The 20,606-nt window shown below is 67.5% G+C and carries 24 protein-coding genes; 16 read left to right on the forward strand and 8 right to left on the reverse strand.

Annotated features, from left to right (window positions below):
- Positions 1 to 195 precede the first annotated feature (195 nt).
- Genes ACSQ1W_RS20170 through ACSQ1W_RS20195 form a run of 6 tightly spaced genes read left to right on the forward strand, consistent with a single transcriptional unit; the run spans position 196 to position 4,914 of the window.
- Positions 196 to 672 carry a DUF2244 domain-containing protein gene (locus ACSQ1W_RS20170; RefSeq protein ID WP_436045774.1) on the forward strand — a complete coding sequence of 159 codons (477 nt, stop codon included), beginning with the start codon at positions 196 to 198 and terminating at the stop codon, positions 670 to 672.
- Between the two features lie 18 nt (positions 673 to 690).
- The gene (gene coxB / locus ACSQ1W_RS20175) at positions 691 to 1,629 is read left to right on the forward strand and encodes a cytochrome c oxidase subunit II (RefSeq protein WP_436045775.1); all 939 of its coding nucleotides are present in this window, start codon (positions 691 to 693) and stop codon (positions 1,627 to 1,629) included.
- A gap of 35 nt (positions 1,630 to 1,664) precedes the next feature.
- Positions 1,665 to 3,278: a cytochrome c oxidase subunit I gene (gene ctaD, locus ACSQ1W_RS20180; protein ID WP_192274265.1), complete on the forward strand. Its 1,614-nt coding sequence runs from the start codon at positions 1,665 to 1,667 to the stop codon at positions 3,276 to 3,278.
- A 19-nt stretch (positions 3,279 to 3,297) separates the two neighbouring features.
- Positions 3,298 to 3,432 carry a hypothetical protein gene (locus ACSQ1W_RS20185; protein WP_255430509.1) on the forward strand — a complete coding sequence of 45 codons (135 nt, stop codon included), beginning with the start codon at positions 3,298 to 3,300 and terminating at the stop codon, positions 3,430 to 3,432.
- Positions 3,429 to 4,007, forward strand: coding sequence for a cytochrome c oxidase assembly protein (locus tag ACSQ1W_RS20190; RefSeq protein WP_192274266.1), 579 nt, complete (start codon positions 3,429 to 3,431; stop codon positions 4,005 to 4,007). Before ACSQ1W_RS20185 ends, ACSQ1W_RS20190 begins: the two co-directional genes overlap by 4 nt.
- Positions 4,008 to 4,035: 28 nt before the next feature.
- Complete coding sequence (locus ACSQ1W_RS20195; RefSeq protein WP_436045776.1) at positions 4,036 to 4,914, forward strand: cytochrome c oxidase subunit 3; 879 nt, start codon at positions 4,036 to 4,038, stop codon at positions 4,912 to 4,914.
- Between the two features lie 93 nt (positions 4,915 to 5,007).
- Here ACSQ1W_RS20195 and ACSQ1W_RS20200 read toward each other — a convergent pair whose 3' ends face one another.
- The gene (locus tag ACSQ1W_RS20200) at positions 5,008 to 5,229 is read right to left on the reverse strand and encodes a twin transmembrane helix small protein (RefSeq protein ID WP_192274268.1); all 222 of its coding nucleotides are present in this window, start codon (positions 5,227 to 5,229) and stop codon (positions 5,008 to 5,010) included.
- An 86-nt stretch (positions 5,230 to 5,315) separates the two neighbouring features.
- Here ACSQ1W_RS20200 and ACSQ1W_RS20205 point away from each other — a divergent pair, with 86 nt between their 5' ends.
- The 4 genes from ACSQ1W_RS20205 to cyoE are packed head-to-tail and all read left to right on the forward strand — an operon-like array spanning position 5,316 to position 8,758.
- Positions 5,316 to 6,050: an SURF1 family protein gene (locus tag ACSQ1W_RS20205; RefSeq protein WP_343227362.1), complete on the forward strand. Its 735-nt coding sequence runs from the start codon at positions 5,316 to 5,318 to the stop codon at positions 6,048 to 6,050.
- 26 nt (positions 6,051 to 6,076) lie between these two features.
- Entirely contained in the window at positions 6,077 to 6,649 is a 573-nt protein-coding gene (locus ACSQ1W_RS20210) for a hypothetical protein (RefSeq protein ID WP_192274269.1), read from the forward strand.
- Between the two features lie 25 nt (positions 6,650 to 6,674).
- Positions 6,675 to 7,820, forward strand: coding sequence for a COX15/CtaA family protein (locus ACSQ1W_RS20215; RefSeq protein ID WP_436046259.1), 1,146 nt, complete (start codon positions 6,675 to 6,677; stop codon positions 7,818 to 7,820).
- Complete coding sequence (gene cyoE, locus ACSQ1W_RS20220; protein ID WP_192274271.1) at positions 7,820 to 8,758, forward strand: heme o synthase; 939 nt, start codon at positions 7,820 to 7,822, stop codon at positions 8,756 to 8,758. Before ACSQ1W_RS20215 ends, cyoE begins: the two co-directional genes overlap by 1 nt.
- A gap of 125 nt (positions 8,759 to 8,883) precedes the next feature.
- On the opposite strand, the gene ACSQ1W_RS20225 is transcribed toward cyoE, so the two are convergent.
- Both ACSQ1W_RS20225 and dnaG read right to left on the reverse strand, forming a co-directional pair.
- Positions 8,884 to 9,378, reverse strand: a complete 495-nt coding sequence (locus tag ACSQ1W_RS20225) for a fused DSP-PTPase phosphatase/NAD kinase-like protein (protein WP_436045778.1) — start codon at positions 9,376 to 9,378, stop codon at positions 8,884 to 8,886.
- Positions 9,379 to 9,388: 10 nt separating this feature from the next.
- Positions 9,389 to 11,128 (reverse strand): DNA primase, encoded by a 1,740-nt coding sequence (dnaG, locus tag ACSQ1W_RS20230; RefSeq protein WP_436045779.1) that lies wholly within the window; start codon positions 11,126 to 11,128, stop codon positions 9,389 to 9,391.
- A gap of 54 nt (positions 11,129 to 11,182) precedes the next feature.
- Here dnaG and dld point away from each other — a divergent pair, with 54 nt between their 5' ends.
- Positions 11,183 to 12,901: a D-lactate dehydrogenase gene (gene dld / locus ACSQ1W_RS20235; protein WP_436045780.1), complete on the forward strand. Its 1,719-nt coding sequence runs from the start codon at positions 11,183 to 11,185 to the stop codon at positions 12,899 to 12,901.
- On the opposite strand, the gene ACSQ1W_RS20240 is transcribed toward dld, so the two are convergent.
- The 4 genes from ACSQ1W_RS20240 to rpsU form a co-directional block, all read right to left on the reverse strand.
- On the reverse strand, positions 12,834 to 13,784 hold the full coding sequence (locus tag ACSQ1W_RS20240) for a YihY/virulence factor BrkB family protein (RefSeq protein ID WP_436045781.1): 951 nt from the start codon (positions 13,782 to 13,784) through the stop codon (positions 12,834 to 12,836). The genes dld and ACSQ1W_RS20240 overlap by 68 nt on opposite strands.
- Before the next feature lie 58 nt (positions 13,785 to 13,842).
- Positions 13,843 to 14,337: an N-acetyltransferase family protein gene (locus tag ACSQ1W_RS20245; RefSeq protein WP_436045782.1), complete on the reverse strand. Its 495-nt coding sequence runs from the start codon at positions 14,335 to 14,337 to the stop codon at positions 13,843 to 13,845.
- Between the two features lie 60 nt (positions 14,338 to 14,397).
- A complete protein-coding gene (locus ACSQ1W_RS20250; protein ID WP_192274276.1) occupies positions 14,398 to 14,844 on the reverse strand; it encodes a GatB/YqeY domain-containing protein in 447 nt (148 codons plus the stop codon).
- 109 nt (positions 14,845 to 14,953) lie between these two features.
- A complete protein-coding gene (gene rpsU / locus ACSQ1W_RS20255) occupies positions 14,954 to 15,169 on the reverse strand; it encodes a 30S ribosomal protein S21 (RefSeq protein WP_002808376.1) in 216 nt (71 codons plus the stop codon).
- 135 nt (positions 15,170 to 15,304) lie between these two features.
- Here rpsU and tsaD point away from each other — a divergent pair, with 135 nt between their 5' ends.
- The 3 genes from tsaD to folK are packed head-to-tail and all read left to right on the forward strand — an operon-like array spanning position 15,305 to position 17,260.
- Positions 15,305 to 16,342: a tRNA (adenosine(37)-N6)-threonylcarbamoyltransferase complex transferase subunit TsaD gene (gene tsaD / locus ACSQ1W_RS20260; RefSeq protein WP_436045783.1), complete on the forward strand. Its 1,038-nt coding sequence runs from the start codon at positions 15,305 to 15,307 to the stop codon at positions 16,340 to 16,342.
- 59 nt (positions 16,343 to 16,401) lie between these two features.
- Positions 16,402 to 16,761 carry a dihydroneopterin aldolase gene (gene folB, locus ACSQ1W_RS20265; protein WP_436045785.1) on the forward strand — a complete coding sequence of 120 codons (360 nt, stop codon included), beginning with the start codon at positions 16,402 to 16,404 and terminating at the stop codon, positions 16,759 to 16,761.
- 7 nt (positions 16,762 to 16,768) lie between these two features.
- Positions 16,769 to 17,260, forward strand: a complete 492-nt coding sequence (gene folK, locus ACSQ1W_RS20270; protein ID WP_436045786.1) for a 2-amino-4-hydroxy-6-hydroxymethyldihydropteridine diphosphokinase — start codon at positions 16,769 to 16,771, stop codon at positions 17,258 to 17,260.
- Positions 17,261 to 17,266: 6 nt separating this feature from the next.
- Here folK and ACSQ1W_RS20275 read toward each other — a convergent pair whose 3' ends face one another.
- Positions 17,267 to 18,007, reverse strand: coding sequence for a pteridine reductase (locus ACSQ1W_RS20275; protein ID WP_436045787.1), 741 nt, complete (start codon positions 18,005 to 18,007; stop codon positions 17,267 to 17,269).
- A gap of 183 nt (positions 18,008 to 18,190) precedes the next feature.
- On the opposite strand from ACSQ1W_RS20275, the gene ACSQ1W_RS20280 reads away from it, so the two are divergent.
- Together ACSQ1W_RS20280 and ACSQ1W_RS20285 are read left to right on the forward strand one after the other, a co-directional pair.
- Positions 18,191 to 19,645 carry a circularly permuted type 2 ATP-grasp protein gene (locus ACSQ1W_RS20280; protein WP_436045789.1) on the forward strand — a complete coding sequence of 485 codons (1,455 nt, stop codon included), beginning with the start codon at positions 18,191 to 18,193 and terminating at the stop codon, positions 19,643 to 19,645.
- The gene (locus ACSQ1W_RS20285) at positions 19,645 to 20,586 is read left to right on the forward strand and encodes an alpha-E domain-containing protein (protein WP_436045790.1); all 942 of its coding nucleotides are present in this window, start codon (positions 19,645 to 19,647) and stop codon (positions 20,584 to 20,586) included. The genes ACSQ1W_RS20280 and ACSQ1W_RS20285 overlap by 1 nt, the downstream gene beginning before the upstream one ends.
- The last annotated feature ends 20 nt before the right edge of the window (positions 20,587 to 20,606 follow it).

The following is a 20,606-nucleotide window of genomic DNA, read 5'->3' on the forward strand; positions in this document are numbered from 1 at the left end:
TGCGGGGTTTGCGGGTCTCGCGCGCGTCGGTTGGCGAGGCGGTGACGCAGGTCGCGGAACGCCCCCATCGGTGCGCGATGCGCCCCTGCAGGCGGGCCGCTGCGCGTTGTCCTCGATCAATGCAACTTGCCGCCCCCTGTGCTCGGGGGCTACCATTCAGCGGTTTTCCGCAGCCCGGATCGTGTGGCGGACGACATGATCGAAGTGGTGCCGTCATCGTGCGACGGACACGGCGCGCAGCTCCGCCTGCGGCCGCCGCGGGCGCTGACGCGCCGCCAGTTCGTGATGTTGTTCGCGGCACTGTCGGGTGCGATGTGGGTCGTCGCCGTGCTGGGCTGGTGGGGAGGCAATGCCTTCGCGCCGGCCTTTGCGCTGCTCCATTCGGCCATCGTGGCCACGGCGTTGCATGCGTCGTGGCGACAGGGCGACCGGGGCGAGGAGATCCGCATCGGGCCCGATGCGGTGGAGGTGACCACCTCCGGCGGAGGGTTGGTGTTCCGTGCGCACCCGTATTGGGTCCGCCTGGACATCGAGCGGGGAGGCGAAAGGATTTCGCTGGCGTCCAGTGGCAGGCAGGTACAGGTGGGCGACTTCCTGGGACCGGCCGAGCGACGGGGGCTGGCGGAGACCTTGCAGGATTTACTGGCGGCCGCGAGCGGCCGCAACCGATGACGCATTGGGGTCTAGGCAATGACGCAAGTGAATGGGATGTGGAAGCGGTTGGCGATGGCGTGCACGCTGCTGGCGATGCCGGCGCTGGCCTGGGCGCAGTCGGCTGACCCGCACCGGTGGCAGCTGAACATGGGCAAGGGCGTCACCGCGTCCTCGCAGCATGCCTACGACGCGCACATGATCGCGCTGATCGTATGCATCGTGATCGGCGTCATCGTGTTCGGTGCGATGGGCTACGCGATGTTCAAGTTCCGCCACTCCAAGGGTGCGGTGCCGGCGCAGTTCAGCCACAACACCACGGCCGAGATCATCTGGACCGTCATCCCGGTGCTGATCCTGGTGGTGATGGCCTGGCCGGCGACCAAGAAGCTGATCGCCATGTACGACACCCGCGACGCCGAGATGACCGTCAAGGTCACCGGCTACCAGTGGATGTGGAAGTACGAGTACCTGGGCGAGGACGTGTCCTTCACCAGCCGGCTCGACCGCGAGTCCGACCGCCTGCGCCAGAACAAGAACGCCACGCAGGAAGAGATCAAGGCGCACCCGCACTACCTGCTGGACGTCGACAACCAGCTGGTGCTGCCCACCGACACCAAGATCCGCTTCGTGATCACCGCCGACGACGTCATCCACGCGTGGTGGGTGCCGGCACTGGGCTGGAAGCAGGACGCGATCCCGGGCATCGTCAACGAGGCCTGGACCGACATCAAGGAGCCGGGCATCTACCGCGGCCAGTGCGCCGAGCTGTGCGGCAAGGACCACGGGTTCATGCCGATCGTCGTGAAGGCGGTGCCGAAGGCCGAGTTCGCGCAGTGGCTGGCGTCCAAGAAGCCTGCGCCTGCCGCCGAACCCGCCCCGGCCGCGCCGGCACCGGAGGCCGCTCCGGCCGACGCTGCTCCGGCCACCGATGCCGCCCCCATCGCCGAGACCCCCGCGCCGTCGGCGCAGGGCTGATCGATCGTCCGATTTAGCTTCAAGAGAGTAAGCACATGGCCAACTCCGCCGTCGACCATCACGACGATCATCACGGTCACCAGCAGGGCTTCATCGACCGGTGGTTCTTCTCCACGAACCACAAGGACATCGGTACCCTCTACCTGATCTTCAGCTTCATCATGTTCATCATCGGCGCGGGCATGTCGGTGATCATCCGTGCCGAACTGATGGTGCCGGGCCTGCAGTTCGTCAGCCCCGAATTCTTCAACCAGATGACCACTGTGCACGCGCTGGTCATGATCTTCGGCGGCGTGATGCCGGCTTTCGTCGGCCTGGCGAACTGGATGATCCCGCTGCAGGTCGGCGCGCCGGACATGGCGCTGCCGCGCATGAACAACTGGTCCTTCTGGATCATGCCGTTCGCCTTCACCCTGCTGCTGATGTCGCTGTTCCTGCCGGGCGGTGCGCCGGCCGGTGGCTGGACGCTGTACCCGCCGCTGTCGCTGCAGGGTGGCTACAACGTCGCGTTCACCATCTTCGCGATCCACATGATGGGCGTCAGCTCGATCATGGGCGCCATCAACATCATCGCCACCGTGCTGAACATGCGCGCGCCGGGCATCGACCTGCTGAAGATGCCGATCTTCTGCTGGACCTGGCTGATCACCGCGTTCCTGCTGATCGCGGTCATGCCGGTGCTCGCCGGTGCCGTGACCATGCTGCTGACCGACAAGTTCTTCGGCACCAGCTTCTTCAATGCGGCCGGCGGCGGCGACCCGGTGATGTACCAGCACATCTTCTGGTTCTTCGGTCACCCCGAGGTCTACATCATGATCCTGCCGGCGTTCGGCGTGGTGTCGGAAATCATCCCGACCTTCAGCCGCAAGCCACTGTTCGGCTACCAGGCCATGGTGTACGCGACCGCGTCGATCGCCTTCCTGTCGTTCATCGTGTGGGCGCACCACATGTTCACGGTGGGCATGCCGCTGGGCGGCGAGATCTACTTCATGTTCGCCACCATGCTGATCGCGATCCCGACCGGCGTGAAGGTGTTCAACTGGGTCAGCACGATGTGGAAGGGCTCGCTGTCCTTCGAGACGCCGATGCTGTGGGCCGTGGGCTTCGTGATCCTGTTCACCATCGGCGGCTTCTCCGGCCTGATGCTGGCCATCGTCCCGGCGGACTTCCAGTACCACGACACCTACTTCGTGGTGGCGCACTTCCACTACGTGCTGGTGACCGGCGCGCTGTTCTCCATCATCGCCGCCACCTACTACTGGTGGCCGAAGTGGACCGGCCGCATGTACAACGAGTTCTGGGGCAAGTTCCACTTCTGGTGGACGATCGTGTTCGTCAACCTGCTGTTCTTCCCGCAGCACTTCCTGGGCCTGGCCGGCATGCCGCGCCGTATCCCGGACTACAACCCGGTGTTCGCGGACTGGAATCTCATCAGCTCGATCGGTGCGTTCGGCATGTTCGTCACGCCGTTCATGATGGCCGCGATCCTGTGGGCCTCGCTGCGCAACGGCGCCAAGGCCGAAGCGCGCGCGTGGGAAAACGCCAAGGGCCTGGAGTGGACCGTGCCGTCGCCGGCACCGCACCACACCTTCACCACGCCGCCGGTCATCAAGGACGGCGACCTGGCGCACGGCGACGTCACGCACTGAGACGGCTGAGCGCGCCTGCATGAACGTTCCCGCCTTCACCCCCGAAGAACTCGCACGCCGCCGCAAGGCGGTGCTGCGGACCGCGTGGGTGATCGGCGGTATCGCCTTCGCGATCTTCGCGGCCTTCATCGGCCGCGCGGTGCTGAGCGCATGAGTGCGGCCAAGTCCAATTCGGCGGGCATCTTCAAGCTCGTGGGCGTGGCGATGGCGGTGTTCGTGCTGACGTTCTCGCTGGTGCCGCTGTACCGCATCGCCTGCGAGAAGGTGTTCGGCATCCGCCTGGAACAGGGCCCGGGCCAGGCCGCCGCGGTCGCGGCAGCGAAGGCCAAGCGCACGGTCACCGTGCAGTTCGATGGTGGCGTGAACTCCAAGCTGCCGTGGGCGTTCCATCCCGAGCAGCTGACCATGCAGGTCGTGCCCGGCGAGCTGTACGAAGCCAAGTACTTCGCCCGCAACGAGAGCGAACGCGCCGTGGTCGGCAGCGCGGTGCCGTCGGTCGCGCCGGCACGTGCCTCCGGCTATTTCACCAAGACCGAGTGCTTCTGCTTCACCGCACAGACCCTGCAGCCCGGCGAAAGCCGCGACATGCCGGTCCGCTTCATCGTGGACCCGGACCTGCCGGCGGCAGTGAAAACGATCACCCTGTCGTATACCTTCTTCAAGAACGACGCCCTGACCGCGCAGATCGGCACGGGCACGGCGTCGCCTTCGCCGCTCGCGGCACCCTGATCACGCCTTAGCAACCGGAAGCATCGCCATGGCAAACGTCCCATCGCCAGACGCCAACATCTACTTCGTGCCGCACAGCTCCAAGTGGCCGTTCGTGGGCTCCATCGCCATGTTCATCACGATGTTCGGCGTGGCCAGCTGGCTCAACGATCTTTCGTTCGGCATGTGGACGTTCTACGCCGGCGTCGTCGGCCTGTGCGCGACGCTGTTCATGTGGTTCGGCGACGTGATCCGCGAGTCGGTGAGCGGCAGCTACAACCGCCAGGTGGACGTCTCGTTCCGCATGGGCATGGTGTGGTTCATCTTCTCGGAAGTGATGTTCTTCGCTGCGTTCTTCGGTGCGCTGTTCTACGCCCGCACGCTGTCGCTGCCGTGGCTGGGTGGCGAAGGCGATGGCGTGATGACCAACAGCCTGCTGTGGGAGGGCTTCTCGGCCGCATGGCCGAGTGCGGGTCCGGGCCAGGTGGGCGGTCACTTCCAGACCATCCCGGCGTGGGGCCTGCCGCTGCTCAACACGCTGATCCTGCTGACCTCGGGCGTGACCATCACCATCGCGCACCACGCGCTGAAGGCCGGCCACCGCAGCCAGCTGCTGATCTGGCTGGGCGCCACCGTGCTGCTGGGCTGCGTGTTCCTGTTCTTCCAGGTCGAAGAGTACATCCACGCCTACAAGGAGCTGAACCTGACGCTGGGTTCGGGCATCTACGGCTCCACGTTCTTCATGCTGACCGGCTTCCACGGCCTGCACGTGACGCTGGGTACGATCATGCTGGCGATCATCTGGTTCCGCTGCGCCAAGGGCCACTTCTCGAAGAACGACCACTTCGGCTTCGAAGCCGTGGCGTGGTACTGGCACTTCGTCGACGTGGTGTGGCTGGGCCTGTTCCTGTTCGTCTACGTGGTCTGAGCAGGCGGTACCGCGACAACGGAAGGGCCGGCAATGCCGGCCCTTTTCTTTTGCCCGGTTGGCGCGGGATGCCGCGCGCGGGACAATGCCCGCTCAGCCCCGGTTGATGCCGTGCGGCTGGATCCAGCCCATCTTGATGGCCAGCACGACCAGCAGGATCAGGCCGACGGACAGGGCGATGCGGCGGGTGAGCGCATTCACGGTGCGCTTGCTCTCGCCCTTGTCGACCAGCATGTAGTACAGGCCTGCGCCCAGGTTCCACACGATGAGGATGAGGAAGGCGATGATCAGCAGGGTTTTCAGCGAATCGTTCATGGCGTCCTCGGCGGGACCTCGGCAGTGAGGCGCGCATTATCGCGCCATCCGCAGGGGTGGGCGGGTGCGACATTCGGACGCAGCCCGTGAGCCGGCGCATGCCGCTGCCGGTGGGCTGGACCCTGGCCGTGCTGGCCATGTCCCTGTTCGGCAGTCTTGGCGCCTGGCAGTGGGGCCGGGCCGAACAGAAGGAAGCGATGCTGGAGGAGACCGCGCGTGTACTGGCCGAGCGCCAGCCGCAGCCACTGGCGTCGGCCGCCGATCCGGCGCGCACGCAGGCGTACGACTGGGCCGTAGGCGAAGGCGAGTTCCTGCCCGCGCCGGCCGTCCTGCTCGACAACCAGACCCGCGATCGCCAGCCCGGCGTGCGTGTCTATCGTGTCTTCCAGCCTGCCAGCGCGGGGGCACCGCTGCTGGTGGAACTGGGTTGGCTGCCGGTGCCGGGCAATCGCACGATGCCGGCCGTGGCGCCGCTGCCTGGCACGCAGCGCGTCGCGGGACTGCTGGTGCCGCCGCCCTCGGAGGGCATCGCCCATGCGCCGCCCAGCGCGCAGCCGGATGGCAGTCTGCTGGTGATCGCGCTGCAGCGGCAGGAGATCGCCGAGGCCCTGGGCCTGTCTTCCGTCGCGCCGCGCGTGCTGAAGCTGGATCCGGACCTGCCCATCGGCTATGCACGCGACCTGGACATCCTGCCCAACACGCTGCCGCCGGAACGCCATGTGGGCTATGCGGTGCAGTGGTTCGGCCTCGCGGGTGCGGTATTGGTCACCGCGCTGGTGCTGACCTGGCGCGGCCGGCGCGCCGCGCGGAAGGGGCAATGATCGTCCGGGCGTGAGAAAATGCGCCCATGGACCCAAAACCATTCGATCCCGCCCAGCGGCGTCGCGGGCGGTGGATGCTCGTCGCCCTGTTCGCCCTCTTCTTCGGCACCGTCTTCGGCGCCGGTCTCCTGCGCTTCTCCGGCTGGCAGCCGGCCGGGCACAAGAACCATGGCGTGATGCTGCAACCTCCCGCCGATGCGCGCGACCTCGTGCCGACGCTTGCCGAGGGAGGCGTTTACGACTGGAAGCCGGCGGAGCGCCGCTGGCGCATCGTTGCCGCGCCCGCGCCGGGCTGCGCGCAGGCCTGCACGAAGCTGGCCCGCGATCTGGATACCGTGTGGCAGCTGTTCGGCCACAACGCGGATGAAGTCGACATCCTGTGGCTGGGCGACTATCCGGCCGATGCGCCGCGCCACTCGGCACTACGCCTGGTACGGTCCGACGATCCGCTGCGCACGCGCCTGCCGCAGGTGGACGACGCGGCCGGCACGCCGGTCTACGTGATCGATCCCCACGGCTTCGTCATCCTGCGCTACGCCCCGGGCTTCGATCCCGGCGGTCTGCGCACTGATGTCGCCAAGCTGATCAAGCTCATCTGAGCCACCGCCAGAATTGCAGATGATGATGAACGTTGTTGCGCGCCCTGTGATCTATCGGCACTTCCATCGCATCGCCTGGCTGGCGGTCGCGCTGACCCTGTGCGTCGTCGTGTTCGGCGCCTTCGTGCGCCTGTCCGACGCCGGCCTCAGCTGCCCCGACTGGCCGACCTGCTACGGCCGCGCCGCGTGGCCGAAGGCGGTGGACGAAGCCGCCTCGCACGTCGCCAGCGAGATCCGTCCGTTCGAAACCCACAAGGCGTGGCGCGAGCAGGTGCACCGCCACCTCGCCGCGTCGCTGGGCGTGCTGGTGCTGATGCTGGCCTTGCTGGCCGCGCGCCGCCGGCGCTGGGGCATCGCGCAGATCCTGGTCGCCGCCGGCCTGGTCGGTGCGGCGATTCCGCTGTACATGCACGGCGAGCATCTGGAAGCGTCGGTGCTCGCGATCCTCGGCGAAGCGATCCTGCTGTTCGCGGCCTTGCGCTGGTCGAACATCGATCTGGCCCGTGCAGGCGCGCTGACGCTGGCGGTCATCATCTTCCAGGCCCTGCTGGGCATGTGGACGGTGACGTGGCTGCTGAAGCCGATCGTGGTGATGGGTCATCTGCTCGGCGGGCTGACCACGTTCTCGCTGCTGGTGTGGATGGCGTGGCGCGCCACCGACCGCCCGATCACGCTGGCGGATGCCACGGTGCTGCGTCGCTGGCTGATCGGGGGGCTCGCGCTGCTCGGCATCCAGATCGCGCTGGGCGGTTGGGTCAGCGCGAACTACGCGGCGCTGGCCTGTGGCATGGATTTCCCGAAGTGCGTGGGCCAGTGGGTGCCGCCAACGGACTTCAGTGAAGCCTTCGTGCTGTGGCGCGGCATCGGCGTCGACTATGAGGGCGGCGTGCTCGATGGCGCGGCGCGCATCGCGATCCAGCTGAGCCATCGCATCATGGCGGTGGTTGTCGCGCTGTACGTGCTGGCGCTGGCGCTGCGCCTGTTCCGCACGCCCGGCATGCGCAGCTGGTCGCTGACGCTGGTTGTGCTGATCGTGGCGCAGGTCACGCTGGGCATCCTCAACGTCAAGCTCAACCTGCCGCTGCCGGTGGCCGTCGCGCACAACGCGGGCGCGGTGCTGCTGTTGTTCACCCTGGTCTCACTGACCGCCCGCCTGCGCAGGCCCGACTGATGGCCTCAACCTTCCGCCAGTACTGGGATCTGACCAAGCCGCGCGTGGTCGCGCTGATCGTGTTCACCGCGATCGTCGGCATGTTCCTCGCCATCGACGGCCTGCCCGACGGCGCCGAGCTGCTGCGCGGCGCACTGGGTTTCCTCGGCATCTGGCTGGCCGCGTCCAGCGCCGCCGCGATCAACCAGCTGCTCGATGCCCGCATCGACGCCAAGATGGCGCGCACCTCGTGGCGTCCGCTGGTGCAGGGCCAGGTGAAGCCGTGGCAGGCGCTGGTCTTCGCGCTGGCGCTGGCCGCGCTGTCGATGGCCATTCTGGTGCTGTGGGTCAACACGATCACCGCGATCCTGACGTTCGCTTCGCTGATCGGTTACGCGGTGATCTATACCGTGTTCCTGAAGCGCGCCACGCCGCAGAACATCGTCATCGGCGGCATCGCCGGTGCCGCGCCGCCGCTGCTGGGCTGGGCGACGATGACCGGCATGCAGGGCGAGTGGGACTGGCCGCATGCGCTGTTGCTGGTGCTTATCATCTTCGTATGGACGCCGCCGCATTTCTGGGCGCTGGCGATCTTCCGCCGCGAGGACTATGCGCGCGCGCTGGTGCCGATGTTGCCGGTGACGCACGGCGTGACGTACACGCGCTGGCAGATCCTGTTCTACACGGTGCTGCTGGTCGAAGTGACGGTGCTGCCGGTGGTGTTCGGCATGAGCGGCTTCTTCTATCTGGGTGGCGCGCTGGTGCTCGGCGCGGTCTTTCTCTGGTATGCGTGGCGCCTGCTCGACCCGCCGGACGAGTTCTTCTCGATGCGCGTGTTCAACTATTCCATCGTCTACCTGATGGCGTTGTTCGCGTTCCTGCTGGTGGACCACTGGGTGATGCCACTGCTGCGACCCGCGGCGGCGGTGGCCGGCATCGAGTTCGTACCGGCGGGGTAAACCCGCGGCTGCCTGCCTGCCTCCTGTGGGAGCGACGTCAGTCGCGATACCGAAGACCGGGCATCGAAGGTGGCAGAGATGCCTGCCGAAGCGATCGCGACTGACGTCGCTCCCACAGAAGGCTTTCAGTCGTTCTGTTCCGGCGTCGCCAGTCGCTCCACCACCACCGGCTCCAGCGACTTCAGTCCTGCCTTCCGGCCCAGCTCAAGCGCCTCTTCCTTCGAGGCGCCCGACGCCACCGCGTCCAACGCCAGCAACGCTCCCACGCGGTTCCCGGACGCACAGTGCAGCAGCACGCCGCCGTCCTGTGCTTTCAGCAATGCGCCCAGTGCTTTCGCGTTCGCCGGAGTGACGTCGTCCTTGCCGGCGATCGGCAGCGTGATGTATTCCAGCCACAGGCGCCGCGCTTCGGCGGCTTCGTCGTAGCCGCGGTCTTCCTGCGGTCCGCGCAGATCGATGATCGTGCGCACGCCTTCCGACTTGAGGCGGGCCAGATCGTCCGGGGAGGGCTGGCCGCCGGTGTGCAGTCCGGGCTGGGGTTGTGCGAAGTCGGTAGCCAGGGCAGCGAGCGGCAGGCAGCCCGCCAGCACGATGGACAGCAGCAGCGCGAAACGGGTCATCTCGGACTCCTCAGTGGCGGCCGATGCGGGCCTGCAGCAGGGTGCGCAGTTCGTACTTGTCGGTTTCGTCCAGGCCCACGTTGCGCTGCTTGGCCTGCAGTTCGTCCAGCCGCTGCTGCAGCATCTGCTTCTCCAGCTGCACGGCGGCGTCGAGCATTTCCTGGCGCCAGCTGTCCTCGTCGCCCGGCAGGTCCTGCATCGCCAGCTTCTGAAGCGCCGCGGCCTCATCGCGCTCGGCGAAGTACTCGAGCAGGACGCCGGTGGTGATGTCGGGGCGGGCATGCACCAGATCGATCAGTTCCAGCAGCAGCTCCATGCCGGCCAGCCGCAGCGCGGAAAAACCATGTGTCGACTCGATCGCCAGTGCCAGCGCCGGCTTGTGCAGCAGGCGCACGATGATGCTGCGCACGAGGCTGGGCTTGTTATGCCCGCTTTGCGAAGGCGCGGCGCGGCGCGCGGGCGCTGGCGGTGCGGCAGGCGCTGCGCCCGCGTTGCCCGCACCGACACCGGTGATCTCGGTCAGCCGCTGCCGCATCAGGTCGCCGAAGGCGCCGTCGGGAATCTGCGCCAGCAGCGGTCGCGCACGCTCCGCAAGCCGCGCCTTGCCGTCCAGCGTGGACAACTTGATGTCCTTGGCCAGTTCGTCGAAGAAGAACTGCGACAGCGGCATCGCCTGCTGCAGGCGCGCGTCGAAGCCTGCCGCGCCTTCCTGCCGCACGATGGTGTCCGGATCCTCGCCATCGGGCAGGAAGAGGAAGAACGCCTGCCGGCCGTCCTTCATGCGCGGCAGTACCGATTCGAGCGCACGCCATGCGGCGCGCTGACCGGCGGCATCGCCATCGAAGCAGAAGTACACGTCGGGTGCGTTGCGGAACAGCAGCTCGGCATGTTCGGGCGTGGTCGCCGTGCCCAGCGTGGCGACGGCTTCCTTCACGCCGAACTGGAACAGCGAGACCACGTCCATGTAGCCCTCGACCACGACCAGCCGCGCGATCTTCTGGTTGGCCTGCTTCACCTGCCACAGGCCGTACAGCTCGCGGCCCTTGTGGAACAGCGCCGTCTCGGGCGAGTTGAGGTATTTCGGACCATCGTCCTTCTGCAGCACCCGGCCGCCGAACGCGATCACGCGGCCGCGCCGGTCGTGGATCGGGAACATCACCCGGTCACGGAACTTGTCGTACACATGCCCGCGGTCGTTCTTCGAGAACAGGCCGGCGCGGTCGAGCAGCTTCATCCGGCGCTCGTCGGTGCCCAATGCATCCTTCAGCGCGGAGTAGCCATCGGGCGCGTAGCCGATCATGAACTGCGTGCGGATCGCCGCATCCACGCCACGGCCGTCGAGGTAGGTCTTGGCCTTGTCGCTGCCGTCCAGGTTGCGCTGGAAGAAGCGGGCGGCCGCTTCAAGCGCGCCGAACAGGTCGCGGGTGTCGTTGTTCTGGTTGCGCTGCTGCGTCTCGCGAGGCACTTCCATGCCATTGCGGCGCGCCAGTTCTTCCACCGCATCGAGGAACTCGAGGCGGTCGTAGTTGATCAGGAACGACAGCGCGGTGCCGTGCGCACCGCAGCCGAAGCAGTGGTAGAACTGCTTGGTCGGCGACACCGTGAACGACGGCGAGCGCTCGTCGTGGAACGGGCAGCAGGCCGAATATTCTTTGCCCTGCCGCTTCAGCGGAACGCGCGCGCCCACCACCTCGACGATATCCGTCCGGGCGAGCAGTTCGTCGATGAAGGCGTCGGGGATGCGGGCCATGGAACGCATAGGATGCCACGGCGGGGCGCGCGGCCGCCGCGTTACCATGCGGCCATGCCTGTTGCCGTTCCTTCCGATGAGGCTGTGCTGGCGCAGCTGCGCGAGGCGGTCGGCCGTGGCCATGTCCTGGCCGGTGACCGCGCCACGCGACGCTACCGCAAGGGCTACCGCTTCGGAGACGGCCCGGTGCTGGCCGTGGTGCGGCCGGGCACGCTGCTGGAGCTGTGGCGCGTGCTGCAGGCGGTCGTGGCCGCGGGCCGCATCGTGCTGCTGCAGGCCGCCAATACCGGCCTGACCGGTGGTTCGACGCCGGATGGCGACGGCTACGACCGTGGCATCGTCCTGGTCAGCACGTTGCGCCTCACCGGCGTGCAGGTGCTGGACGACGGACGCCAGGTCGTCTGCCTGCCCGGAGCGACGCTGGACGTGCTGGAGAAGACGCTGGCGCCGCTGGGACGCGAACCGCATTCGGTCATCGGATCCTCCTGCATCGGCGCGTCGGTGCTCGGCGGCGTCTGCAACAACTCCGGCGGCGCGCTGGTGCGGCGTGGACCGGCCTATACCGAGCTGGCGCTGTATGCGCAGCTCGGCGACGACGGCGTCCTGCGGCTGGTCAACCACCTGGGCATCGCGCTGGGGGACACGCCGGAAGAAATACTCACGCGGTTGCAGGCAGGCAACTACGACGCGGCGGACGTCATCCGGGATCCTGCCAGGGCCGCCTCGGATCCGCGCTACGCCGAGCATGTCCGCCAGGTCGACGCACCGACGCCGGCGCGCTACAACGCCGATCCGTCACGCCTGCACGAAGCGTCGGGATGCGCTGGCCGGCTTGCGGTGTTCGCCGTGCGGCTGGACACCTTCGAGCAGGACGCGGCATCCGTCTTCTACATCGGCAGCAACGATCCGGACGATCTCACCGGGATACGTCGGCATCTGCTGACGGCGTTCGAGCGCCTGCCGATCGCGGGCGAGTACCTGCATCGCGATGCCTTCGACATCGGCGACCGCTACGGCAAGGACACCTTCCTGCTGATCGACCGCTTCGGGACCGACAAGGTGCCCGGCGCGTTCGCGCTGAAGAGTCGCCTTGATGGCTGGTGCGAGCGCGCCGGCCTGCGCGGGCTGACCGATCGCGTGCTGCAGGCGGTGACGGCGATGCTCCCGGATCACCTGCCGCCACGGTTGCGTGCATACCGCGACCGTTACGAGCACCATCTGTTGCTGAAGGTGTCCGCCCGCGATGCAGAGGCGACACAGGCCTTCCTGGACGGCTTCTTCGTACCGCGCGACGGCGCCTTCTTCGCCTGCGACGCCGACGAAGGCCGCAAGGCGTTCCTGCTGCGCTTCGCTGTCGCGGGCGCGGCCGTGCGCTACCGCGCGGTGCATGCGGCGCAGGTGGAGAACATCGTCGCCTTGGACGTAGCGCTGCGGCGCGATGACCGCGATTGGGTGGAGCACCTGCCGGCGGAGGTGGCGACCACGATGATCGCGCGGCTCTACTACGGCCACTTCTTCTGCCATGTCTTCCACCAGGACTACATCGTGAAGAAGGGCAACGATCCGCTGGCGGTGGAACATCGCCTGTGGGATCTGCTCGATGCGCGTGGTGCCGAGTATCCCGCCGAGCACAACGTCGGCCATCTCTATCGCGCCAAGCCGGCGCTGGCCACGTTCTATCGCGGGCTGGATCCCACCAACAGCTTCAATCCGGGGATCGGCCAGACATCGAAATGCCGCCACTGGTCGGAAGCGGAACCTCCTCCGGCGTAGCGGAGGTCCGCGCCTGGCGTCGCGCGTGCTGGCGCTCGTCGATCACCGCCGTCAGCAACGCGCCGACGAAGAACACGACGCTCGCGTAGTAGATCCAGACCAGCAGCAGCACCAGCGCGCCCATCGAGCCGTAAGCGCTGCCGGGCGCGGCTTCCGCCAGATAGAGGCCGATCAGGTAGCGGCCGCCGGCGAACAGCAGCGCCGTGATGATGCCGCCGAGGAACGCCTGTCGCCACGCCACGCGCCGGTCCGGCAGGTAGTGGTAGAAGAAGGCGAACGCGAGCGCATACAGCAGCAGCGTGGTGCTGTAGCCGAGTGCGGGCAACAGCGACGGCAGCCGCGCGAACACCACCTGCAGAGCGGTCGTGGCGATCATCGAGACGACCAGCAGGAAGCCGATCGCCAGCACCACGCCCAGCGAGAACACGCGCTTCTTCAACCACGCCATCAGGCCGTTGAGCCGCTGCGCATCGGTGCGGAAGATCAGGTTCAGCGCGCCCTGCAGCTGCGCGAACACGACCGTGGCGCCGATGAACAGCAGCGCGGTGCTCCACCATCCCGCCAGCGAGCCGACGTCCGGCCGGTCGCTGGCGTTGCGGATCACCGTGTCGGCGACGGCCGCAGCGCTGGGGCCGGCGAGTTGCTGGATCTGGTCGAGCAGCGACTGCTGTGCCGGCGGATACAGCGACGCGGTCAGCCACAGCAGCAGCACCAGCAATGGCGCCAGCGACAGCAGCGCGTAGAACGACAGCGATGCCGCCTGCGTCATCAGGTCGGTTTCGATGAAGCGCCGCAACAGCGCGGCGGGCAGGCTGCGGTTGGCGCGCTCGCCCGCATCGCGTGCGCGCGCACGGAGTGTGCGGAAGTGGGCTCGACGGTCCATGCGCCGAGCGTGCCGAGTGACGTGTCAGCAGTTCGTTACGACCGTGTGGTCGCGATGTTCAGGCATCGCTGCGGGCGAGCGTCTGCAGCGCGTCGCCGCTGACGCGCTGCACGGTCCATTCGTCCAGTCCGATGGCGCCGAGGCTGCGGTAGAAGCGGATGGCGGGTTCGTTCCAGTCGAGCACCGACCACTCGAAGCGGCCATAGCCACGCGACACGGCCAGTTGCGCGAGATGCACCATCAACCGTTTGCCGAGGCCCAGTCCGCGGTAGTCGGGCAGCACGAACAGGTCCTCGAGATACAGGCCCGGCTTGCCGAGGAAGGTGGAGAACGAGCGGAAGAACAGGGCGAAGCCGGCAGGCACCCCATCCGCTTCCGCGATGACGACTTCGGCCGACGGGTGTTCGCCGAACAGATGCGCTTCGAGCAGCGCGGGCGTGGCGACGGCCTCGTGGGCGAGCTTCTCGTACTGGGCCAGGCCGGCGATGAAGGCGAGGATGTGCGGGATGTCGGCGCGGGTGGCCGAGCGCAGGGTGATGGCGGGGGTGTCCATGGCGCGAGCATGCCATGGAGGAGCGCGACGCCGGAGAGGATCCGGCGCCGCGAGGCGGGCTCAGCCCGCGAGCTTCTTCTTGATCAGGGCCGAGACCTGGCCCATGTCGGCCTGGCCGGCGAGGCGCGGCTTCAGCACGCCCATCAGCTTGCCCATGTCGGCCGGGCCGGTGGCGCCGGTCTCGGCGACGGCAGCGTCGATGGCGGCCAGGATCTCGGCTTCGCCCAGCTTGGCGGGCAGGTAGGTGTCGATCACGGCCAGCTCGGCGCGCTCGATGGCGGCCAGGTCTTCGCGGTTGGCGGCTTCGAACTGGCTCACCGAATCCTTGCGCTGCTTGACCATCTTCTCGAGCACGGCCAGCACGGCGGCATCGTCCAGCTCGATGCGCTCGTCGACTTCCCGCTGCTTGATGGCGGCATTGATCAGGCGGATGACCGCCAGGCGATCCTTCTCGCCGGCCTTCATCGCGGCCTTCATGTCATCGGTGAGTTGCTGTTTCAGGGACATGCTGGGCTCCGGGGGAACAGGGAGGGGCGTGGCACGGGACCGTGAGACGCCAAAAACACAAAAAGCCGGCAACGCTCGCGCGTGCCGGCTTCTCGCGAAGCGACGCGGCTCAGTACAGGCGCTGGCGCTTGGTGACGTCGCGCGAGCTGCGGCGCAGCTGGCGCTTCACCGCGGCGGCGGCCTTGCGCTTGCGCTCCTGGGTCGGCTTCTCGTAGAACTCGCGCTTGCGGGTTTCGGCCAGGACGCCGGCCTTTTCGCAGGTGCGCTTGAAGCGACGCAGCGCAAACTCAAACGGCTCGTTTTCGCGGACTTTGACGCTGGGCATACGTAATCTCGGTGGTGTAAACGGTCCGGGCACGCCCGGTGAGCCGCGTATTATAGCGACCGAAGCCGCCGCTGCAACCCACCCCGGTCATCCGGTCTGCTTGCCCTCCCCCTTCCGAGCCCCCAGATCCCCCTCATGAGAGTCCTCGGCATCGAAACCAGCTGCGACGAAACCGGTGTGGCCGTCTACGACACCGGCCTGTCCGGGGCCGCTGGCCTGCGCGCCCACGCGGTCTACAGCCAGATCGCCCTGCATGCCGAATACGGCGGCGTGGTGCCCGAGCTGGCCAGTCGCGACCATGTCCGCAAGCTGCTGCCGCTGGTCCGCCAGACCCTGGCCGAGGCCGGCCTGACCACCGCCGATATCGACGGGGTGGCCTACACGGCCGGGCCTGGGCTGGTCGGAGCATTGCTGGTCGGAGCGGGTGTGGCCCGCTCGCTGGCCTGGGCGCTGGAGGTACCGGCGGTCGGCGTCCACCATATGGAGGGCCACCTGCTGGCCCCGTTGATGGAAGACGACCCGCCCGAAGCGCCGTTCGTGGCCCTGCTGGTCTCCGGCGGCCACACCCAGCTCGTGGCCGTCGATGCCATCGGCCGTTACCGCCTGCTCGGCGAAACGCTGGACGACGCGGCCGGCGAGGCCTTCGACAAGACCGCCAAGATGATGGGCTTGCCGTACCCCGGTGGCCCGCAGCTGGCCGCGCTGGCGGAGCAGGGCACGCCCGGCCGGTTCAGGTTCGCCCGGCCGATGACCGACCGGCCGGGGCTGGACTTCAGTTTCAGCGGCCTGAAGACCCAGGTGCTGCTGGCCTGGCGCGACAGCGACCAGACCGAACAGACTCGGGCGGACATCGCACGCGGGTTCGAGGATGCGGTGGTCGACACGCTGGCGATCAAGTGCGAGCGCGCGCTGGATGAAGCTGGCAGCGACGTCATCGTCATTGCCGGCGGCGTGGGCGCCAACAAGCGGCTGCGCGCGAAGCTGCAGGAGATGGCGGCCAAGCGTGGCGGCCGTGCCTGCTTCCCGCGGCCGTCGCTATGCACCGACAACGGCGCGATGATCGCCTTCGCCGGTGCGCTCCGGCTGGAAGCGGGCCAGCACGAGGCCGCGGAAGTGAAGGTCACGCCGCGCTGGGACATGGCCACGCTGCCGCAGGTGGCAGCGACCGCGTGATGCAGGCGCGGCAACGGTTTGCCGTTACCATGCGCGCACTCCGTCACCTGTAGCCCGTCATGGACATCGTTTTCATCGAAGACCTGCGCATCGAGACCGTCATCGGCATCTACGACTGGGAGCGCGGGATCCGCCAGACCGTCGCGCTGGACGTGGAAATGGCGTTCGACAACCGCGTGCCGGCAGCCAGCGACGACATCGCGCACACGCTGGACTACAAGGCGGTGTCCAAGCGGCTGATTTCCTTCGTCGAGGAAGCGAATTTCGGCCTGGTCGAAACGCTGGCCGAGCGCTGCGCAGCGATCATCTGCGAAGACTTCGGCGTGGCTTGGGTGCGCTTGAAGCTGAGCAAGCCCGGCGCGGTGACCGGCGCGCGCAATGTCGGCGTGCTGATCGAACGTGGCGTGCGCCCGGACTGAGTGAGCCATGGGACTGGCCTACCTAAGCCTGGGCAGCAACGTGGAGCCCGAGCGTCATCTGCGCGCCGCCGTCGCCGCGTTGCGCGAACGTTTCGGCGATGTGCGGCTGTCACCGGTCTACCGTACGCGCTCGGTCGGATTCGACGGTACCGATTTCCTCAACTCGGCGGCCGTGATCGACAGCGATCTGGATCCGCTCGCACTGAACGACTGGCTGCATGCGCTCGAAGACGCGCATGGCCGCGACCGCAGCGGTCCGCGCTTCTCCGACCGGACGCTCGATATCGACATCGTCTTCTACGATGACCTGGTGATGCAGGGGCCGGGCAACCTGCGCCTGCCGCGCGACGAGCTGAAGCATGCGTTCGTGCTGCTGCCGCTGGCCGATATCGCGCCCGACAAGGTCGATCCACGCAGTGGCCAGCGCCTGGATGCGTTGTGGCGCGTGCATCCGGATCGCGCTGCGCCACCGGACGTGGTGGCGATCGATTTCGATTGAACGGGTTCAGCCGATCCCGCGTCCGCCGTCCACGCGGATCACCTGCCCGGTGACATAGCTCGCCGCGTCGCCGAGCAGCCAGGCCACCGTGCCGGCGATATCGCCGGGGTCGCCGATACGTCCGAGCGGCGTCTGCGCCAGCAGGCCCGCCTGCACGTCGTCATCGATGCCGCCGTCGGGCCACAGGATGGCGCCGGGCGACACCGCGTTCACCCGCACCTCCGGTGCCAGCGATACCGCCAGCCCACGCGACACCGCTAGCAAGGCGGCCTTCGATGCGGCATAAATCGCGAGGTCCTCGCGCGGCTTGTCGGCGTAGATGTCGGCGATGTTGACGATGGCCCCGTCTGCGGCACGCAGGTGCGGCGCGGCCGCCTGCGCCAGGAAGAACGGCGCGCGTGCGTTGACCGCGAACAGTTCCTCCCACTGCGCCGGGGTCGCGGTGCCCATCGGTGTGGGATAGAACGTCGAGGCGTTGTTGACCAGCGCGTCCAGGCGGCCGTAATGGCCCACGGTCTTCGCGACCAGTTCCGGCAGCCGGTCGAAGACCGCCAGGTCGGCCTGCAGCATCAGCGTGCTGCCTGCGCGCGCCGCCTCCAGTTCACCTACCAGCGACCGCATATCGACGGCCGAGCCGCGGTAATGCAGCGCCAGGTCGTAGCCGTCCGCATGCAGCCTGCGCGCGATCGCCGCGCCGATGCGGCGGGCTGCGCCGGTAATCAGGACAACACGACGCGGCATGGACATGGTGGACTCCGGGACAGGCGTGGGCATTGTCCCCGCTTTGCACCGAAATGGCGCAGCGCGGCGTCGAAAACGTGAATCGAGCTTCGCGCCGCGCCCATGCTTGACGGCGCGCACACCGACCGTGCATGTTGCGACGCATCACCCCTCGTCGGATGCGCCGGCGAAGGACAGCGGAAAGGGCGAATGGACTGGGCGAAGTACCGCACCACGACCTTTGACGAACTGATCCAGGCCGATGGACGGCCGCGACCGGCCGCGCGCCGTCTGGTCGAGTACCTCGCCGGCCTGTCCGGGCGCGAACTCGCCGAACGGCAGCTCGCCGCGGATGTGGTGGCGCGTGTGCAGGGCATCACCTTCACCGTGTACTCCGACGGCCGCAACGTCGACCGCACCCTGCCGTTCGACCTGATCCCGCGCATCATCCCGCTCAGCGAATGGCAGCGCACCGAAGCCGGCCTGAAGCAGCGCATGCGCGCGCTGAACCTGTTCATCGGCGACATCTACGGCAAGCAGCAGATCGTCAAGGACAAGGTGTTCCCGGCGATGCTGCTGAAGGACTCGGTGAACTTCCGCGAGCAGTGCATCGGCATCACGCCGCCGTTGGGCGTGTGGGCGCACATCTGCGGCTCCGACCTGGTGCGCGATGGCGACGGCACGTTGTACGCGCTGGAAGACAACCTGCGTATTCCCAGCGGTGTCAGCTACATGCTGGAGAACCGCATGGTGGCCAAGCGCGTGTTCCCGGAGCTTTTCGAGACCAGCTCGATCCTGCCGGTGGACGAGTATCCCAGCCAGCTCTACGACACGCTGGCCGCCTTGTCGCCGCGACCCGGCGATGTGCCGGTGATCGCGCTGCTGACGCCGGGTGTGTTCAACAGCGCCTACTTCGAACACGCCTACCTGGCGCAGGCGATGGGCATCGAACTGGTCGAAGGCAGCGACCTGTTCGTCGCCGACGACGACTGCACCTACATGCGCACCGTCTACGGGCCGCGCCGCGTCGACGTGGTGTATCGCCGCGTGGACGACCTGTTCATCGATCCGGAAGTGTTCCATCCGGATTCGGTGCTCGGCGTGCCCGGCCTGATCCGCAGCTGGCGTGCCGGCAAGGTGGCGCTGGCGAACGCACCGGGCGCCGGCGTCGCGGACGACAAGGTCGTCTTCGCCTACGTGCCGAAGATGATCAAGTACTACCTCGACGAGGATCCGATCCTGCCAAACGTGCCCAGCTACCTCTGCCACAACGCGAAGGAGCGCAAGTACGTGCTGGAGAACATCGAGAAGCTGGTGGTGAAGCCGGCCAATGAATCCGGCGGCTACGGCATGCTGATCGGCCCGCGCTCGACCAAGCGCCAGCGCGAGAAGTTCAAGGCGCTGATCGAAGCCAATCCGCGCAACTACATGGCGCAGCCGACGCTGGCGCTGTCCACCGCGCCCATCGTCACCAAGCAGGGCCCGTCGCCGCGGCACATCGACCTGCGGCCGTTCGTGCTGTCGCGGCAGGATACCTACGTGACCACCGGCGGCCTGACGCGCGTGGCGATGGTGAAGGGCTCGCTGGTGGTGAATTCCTCGCAGGGCGGCGGTGCGAAGGACACCTGGGTGGTGGACCTGTCCGACGACGAGGGGGCCGCCTGATGCTGTCGCGCGTCGCCGACAACCTCTACTGGTTCAGCCGCTACGTCCGTCGTGCGGAGAACACCGCGCGACTGGTCGGCGTGGGCAGCCAATTGCAGCTCGACATGCCGCGTTCCGTGCGCTTCGCATGGCGACCGATGATCGACACCGTGGGCGCGGGCGAGTGCTTCGAGCGCTGCTATCCGGAAACGGCTGAGGCGGCCGGCGATGCGGACGTGATCCGCTTCCTGTTGCTGGACGAGCGCAATCCGTCATCACTGCGCACGTCGGTGGATTCGGCACGCGAGATCCTGCGCAGCATCCGCGACACCTTGCCGCAGGACGTCTGGGAAGCCATCAACGACCTGCACCTCTATATCGATGCACAGGGGGAGCGCAGTCTGAGCCGTCGCTACCGGTTGGAGTTCCTGCAGCGCATCGTGGACGGCTGCCTGAAAGTGTCGGGCCTGCTGAGCGCGAACGTCAGTCGCGACATCGGCTACCAGTTCCTGCGCCTGGGTACCGGCCTGGAGCAGGCCGACATGACCACGCGCATCATGGATGCGGGTGCGTCAGGACTGGTCACGCCGCGCAACGAGGACGACCGCGAAGCCTTCCAGAACATGCAGTGGATGAGCGTGCTGCGCTCGCTCGCCGGCTACCAGATGTTCCGCCGGCACGTGCGCCAGCGCGTCACCGCCGAGCTGGCGCTGCGCTTCCTGCTGCAGAACAACGAATTCCCGCGCAGCGTGCACTTCTGCCTGTCGCGCGTGCAGAGCGTACTGCCGACCATGCCGCCACGGCCGGGCGTGGACCGCCACCTCAACCGCCTGATCGGCCTGACCCGCAATGCCGATCCGGCCGTCCTTGCCGCGCGCAATCCGGCGCAGTTCATGGACCAGATCCAGGTGCACCTCGGCGCGCTGCACGACGCGATCGCCGAAGGGTATTTCCACGGTTAGTGTGCGAGCGTGGCGGGATG

Source organism: Pseudoxanthomonas sp. LjRoot143 (assembly GCF_964252945.1).
Classification (GTDB): Bacteria; Pseudomonadota; Gammaproteobacteria; order Xanthomonadales; family Xanthomonadaceae; genus Pseudoxanthomonas_A.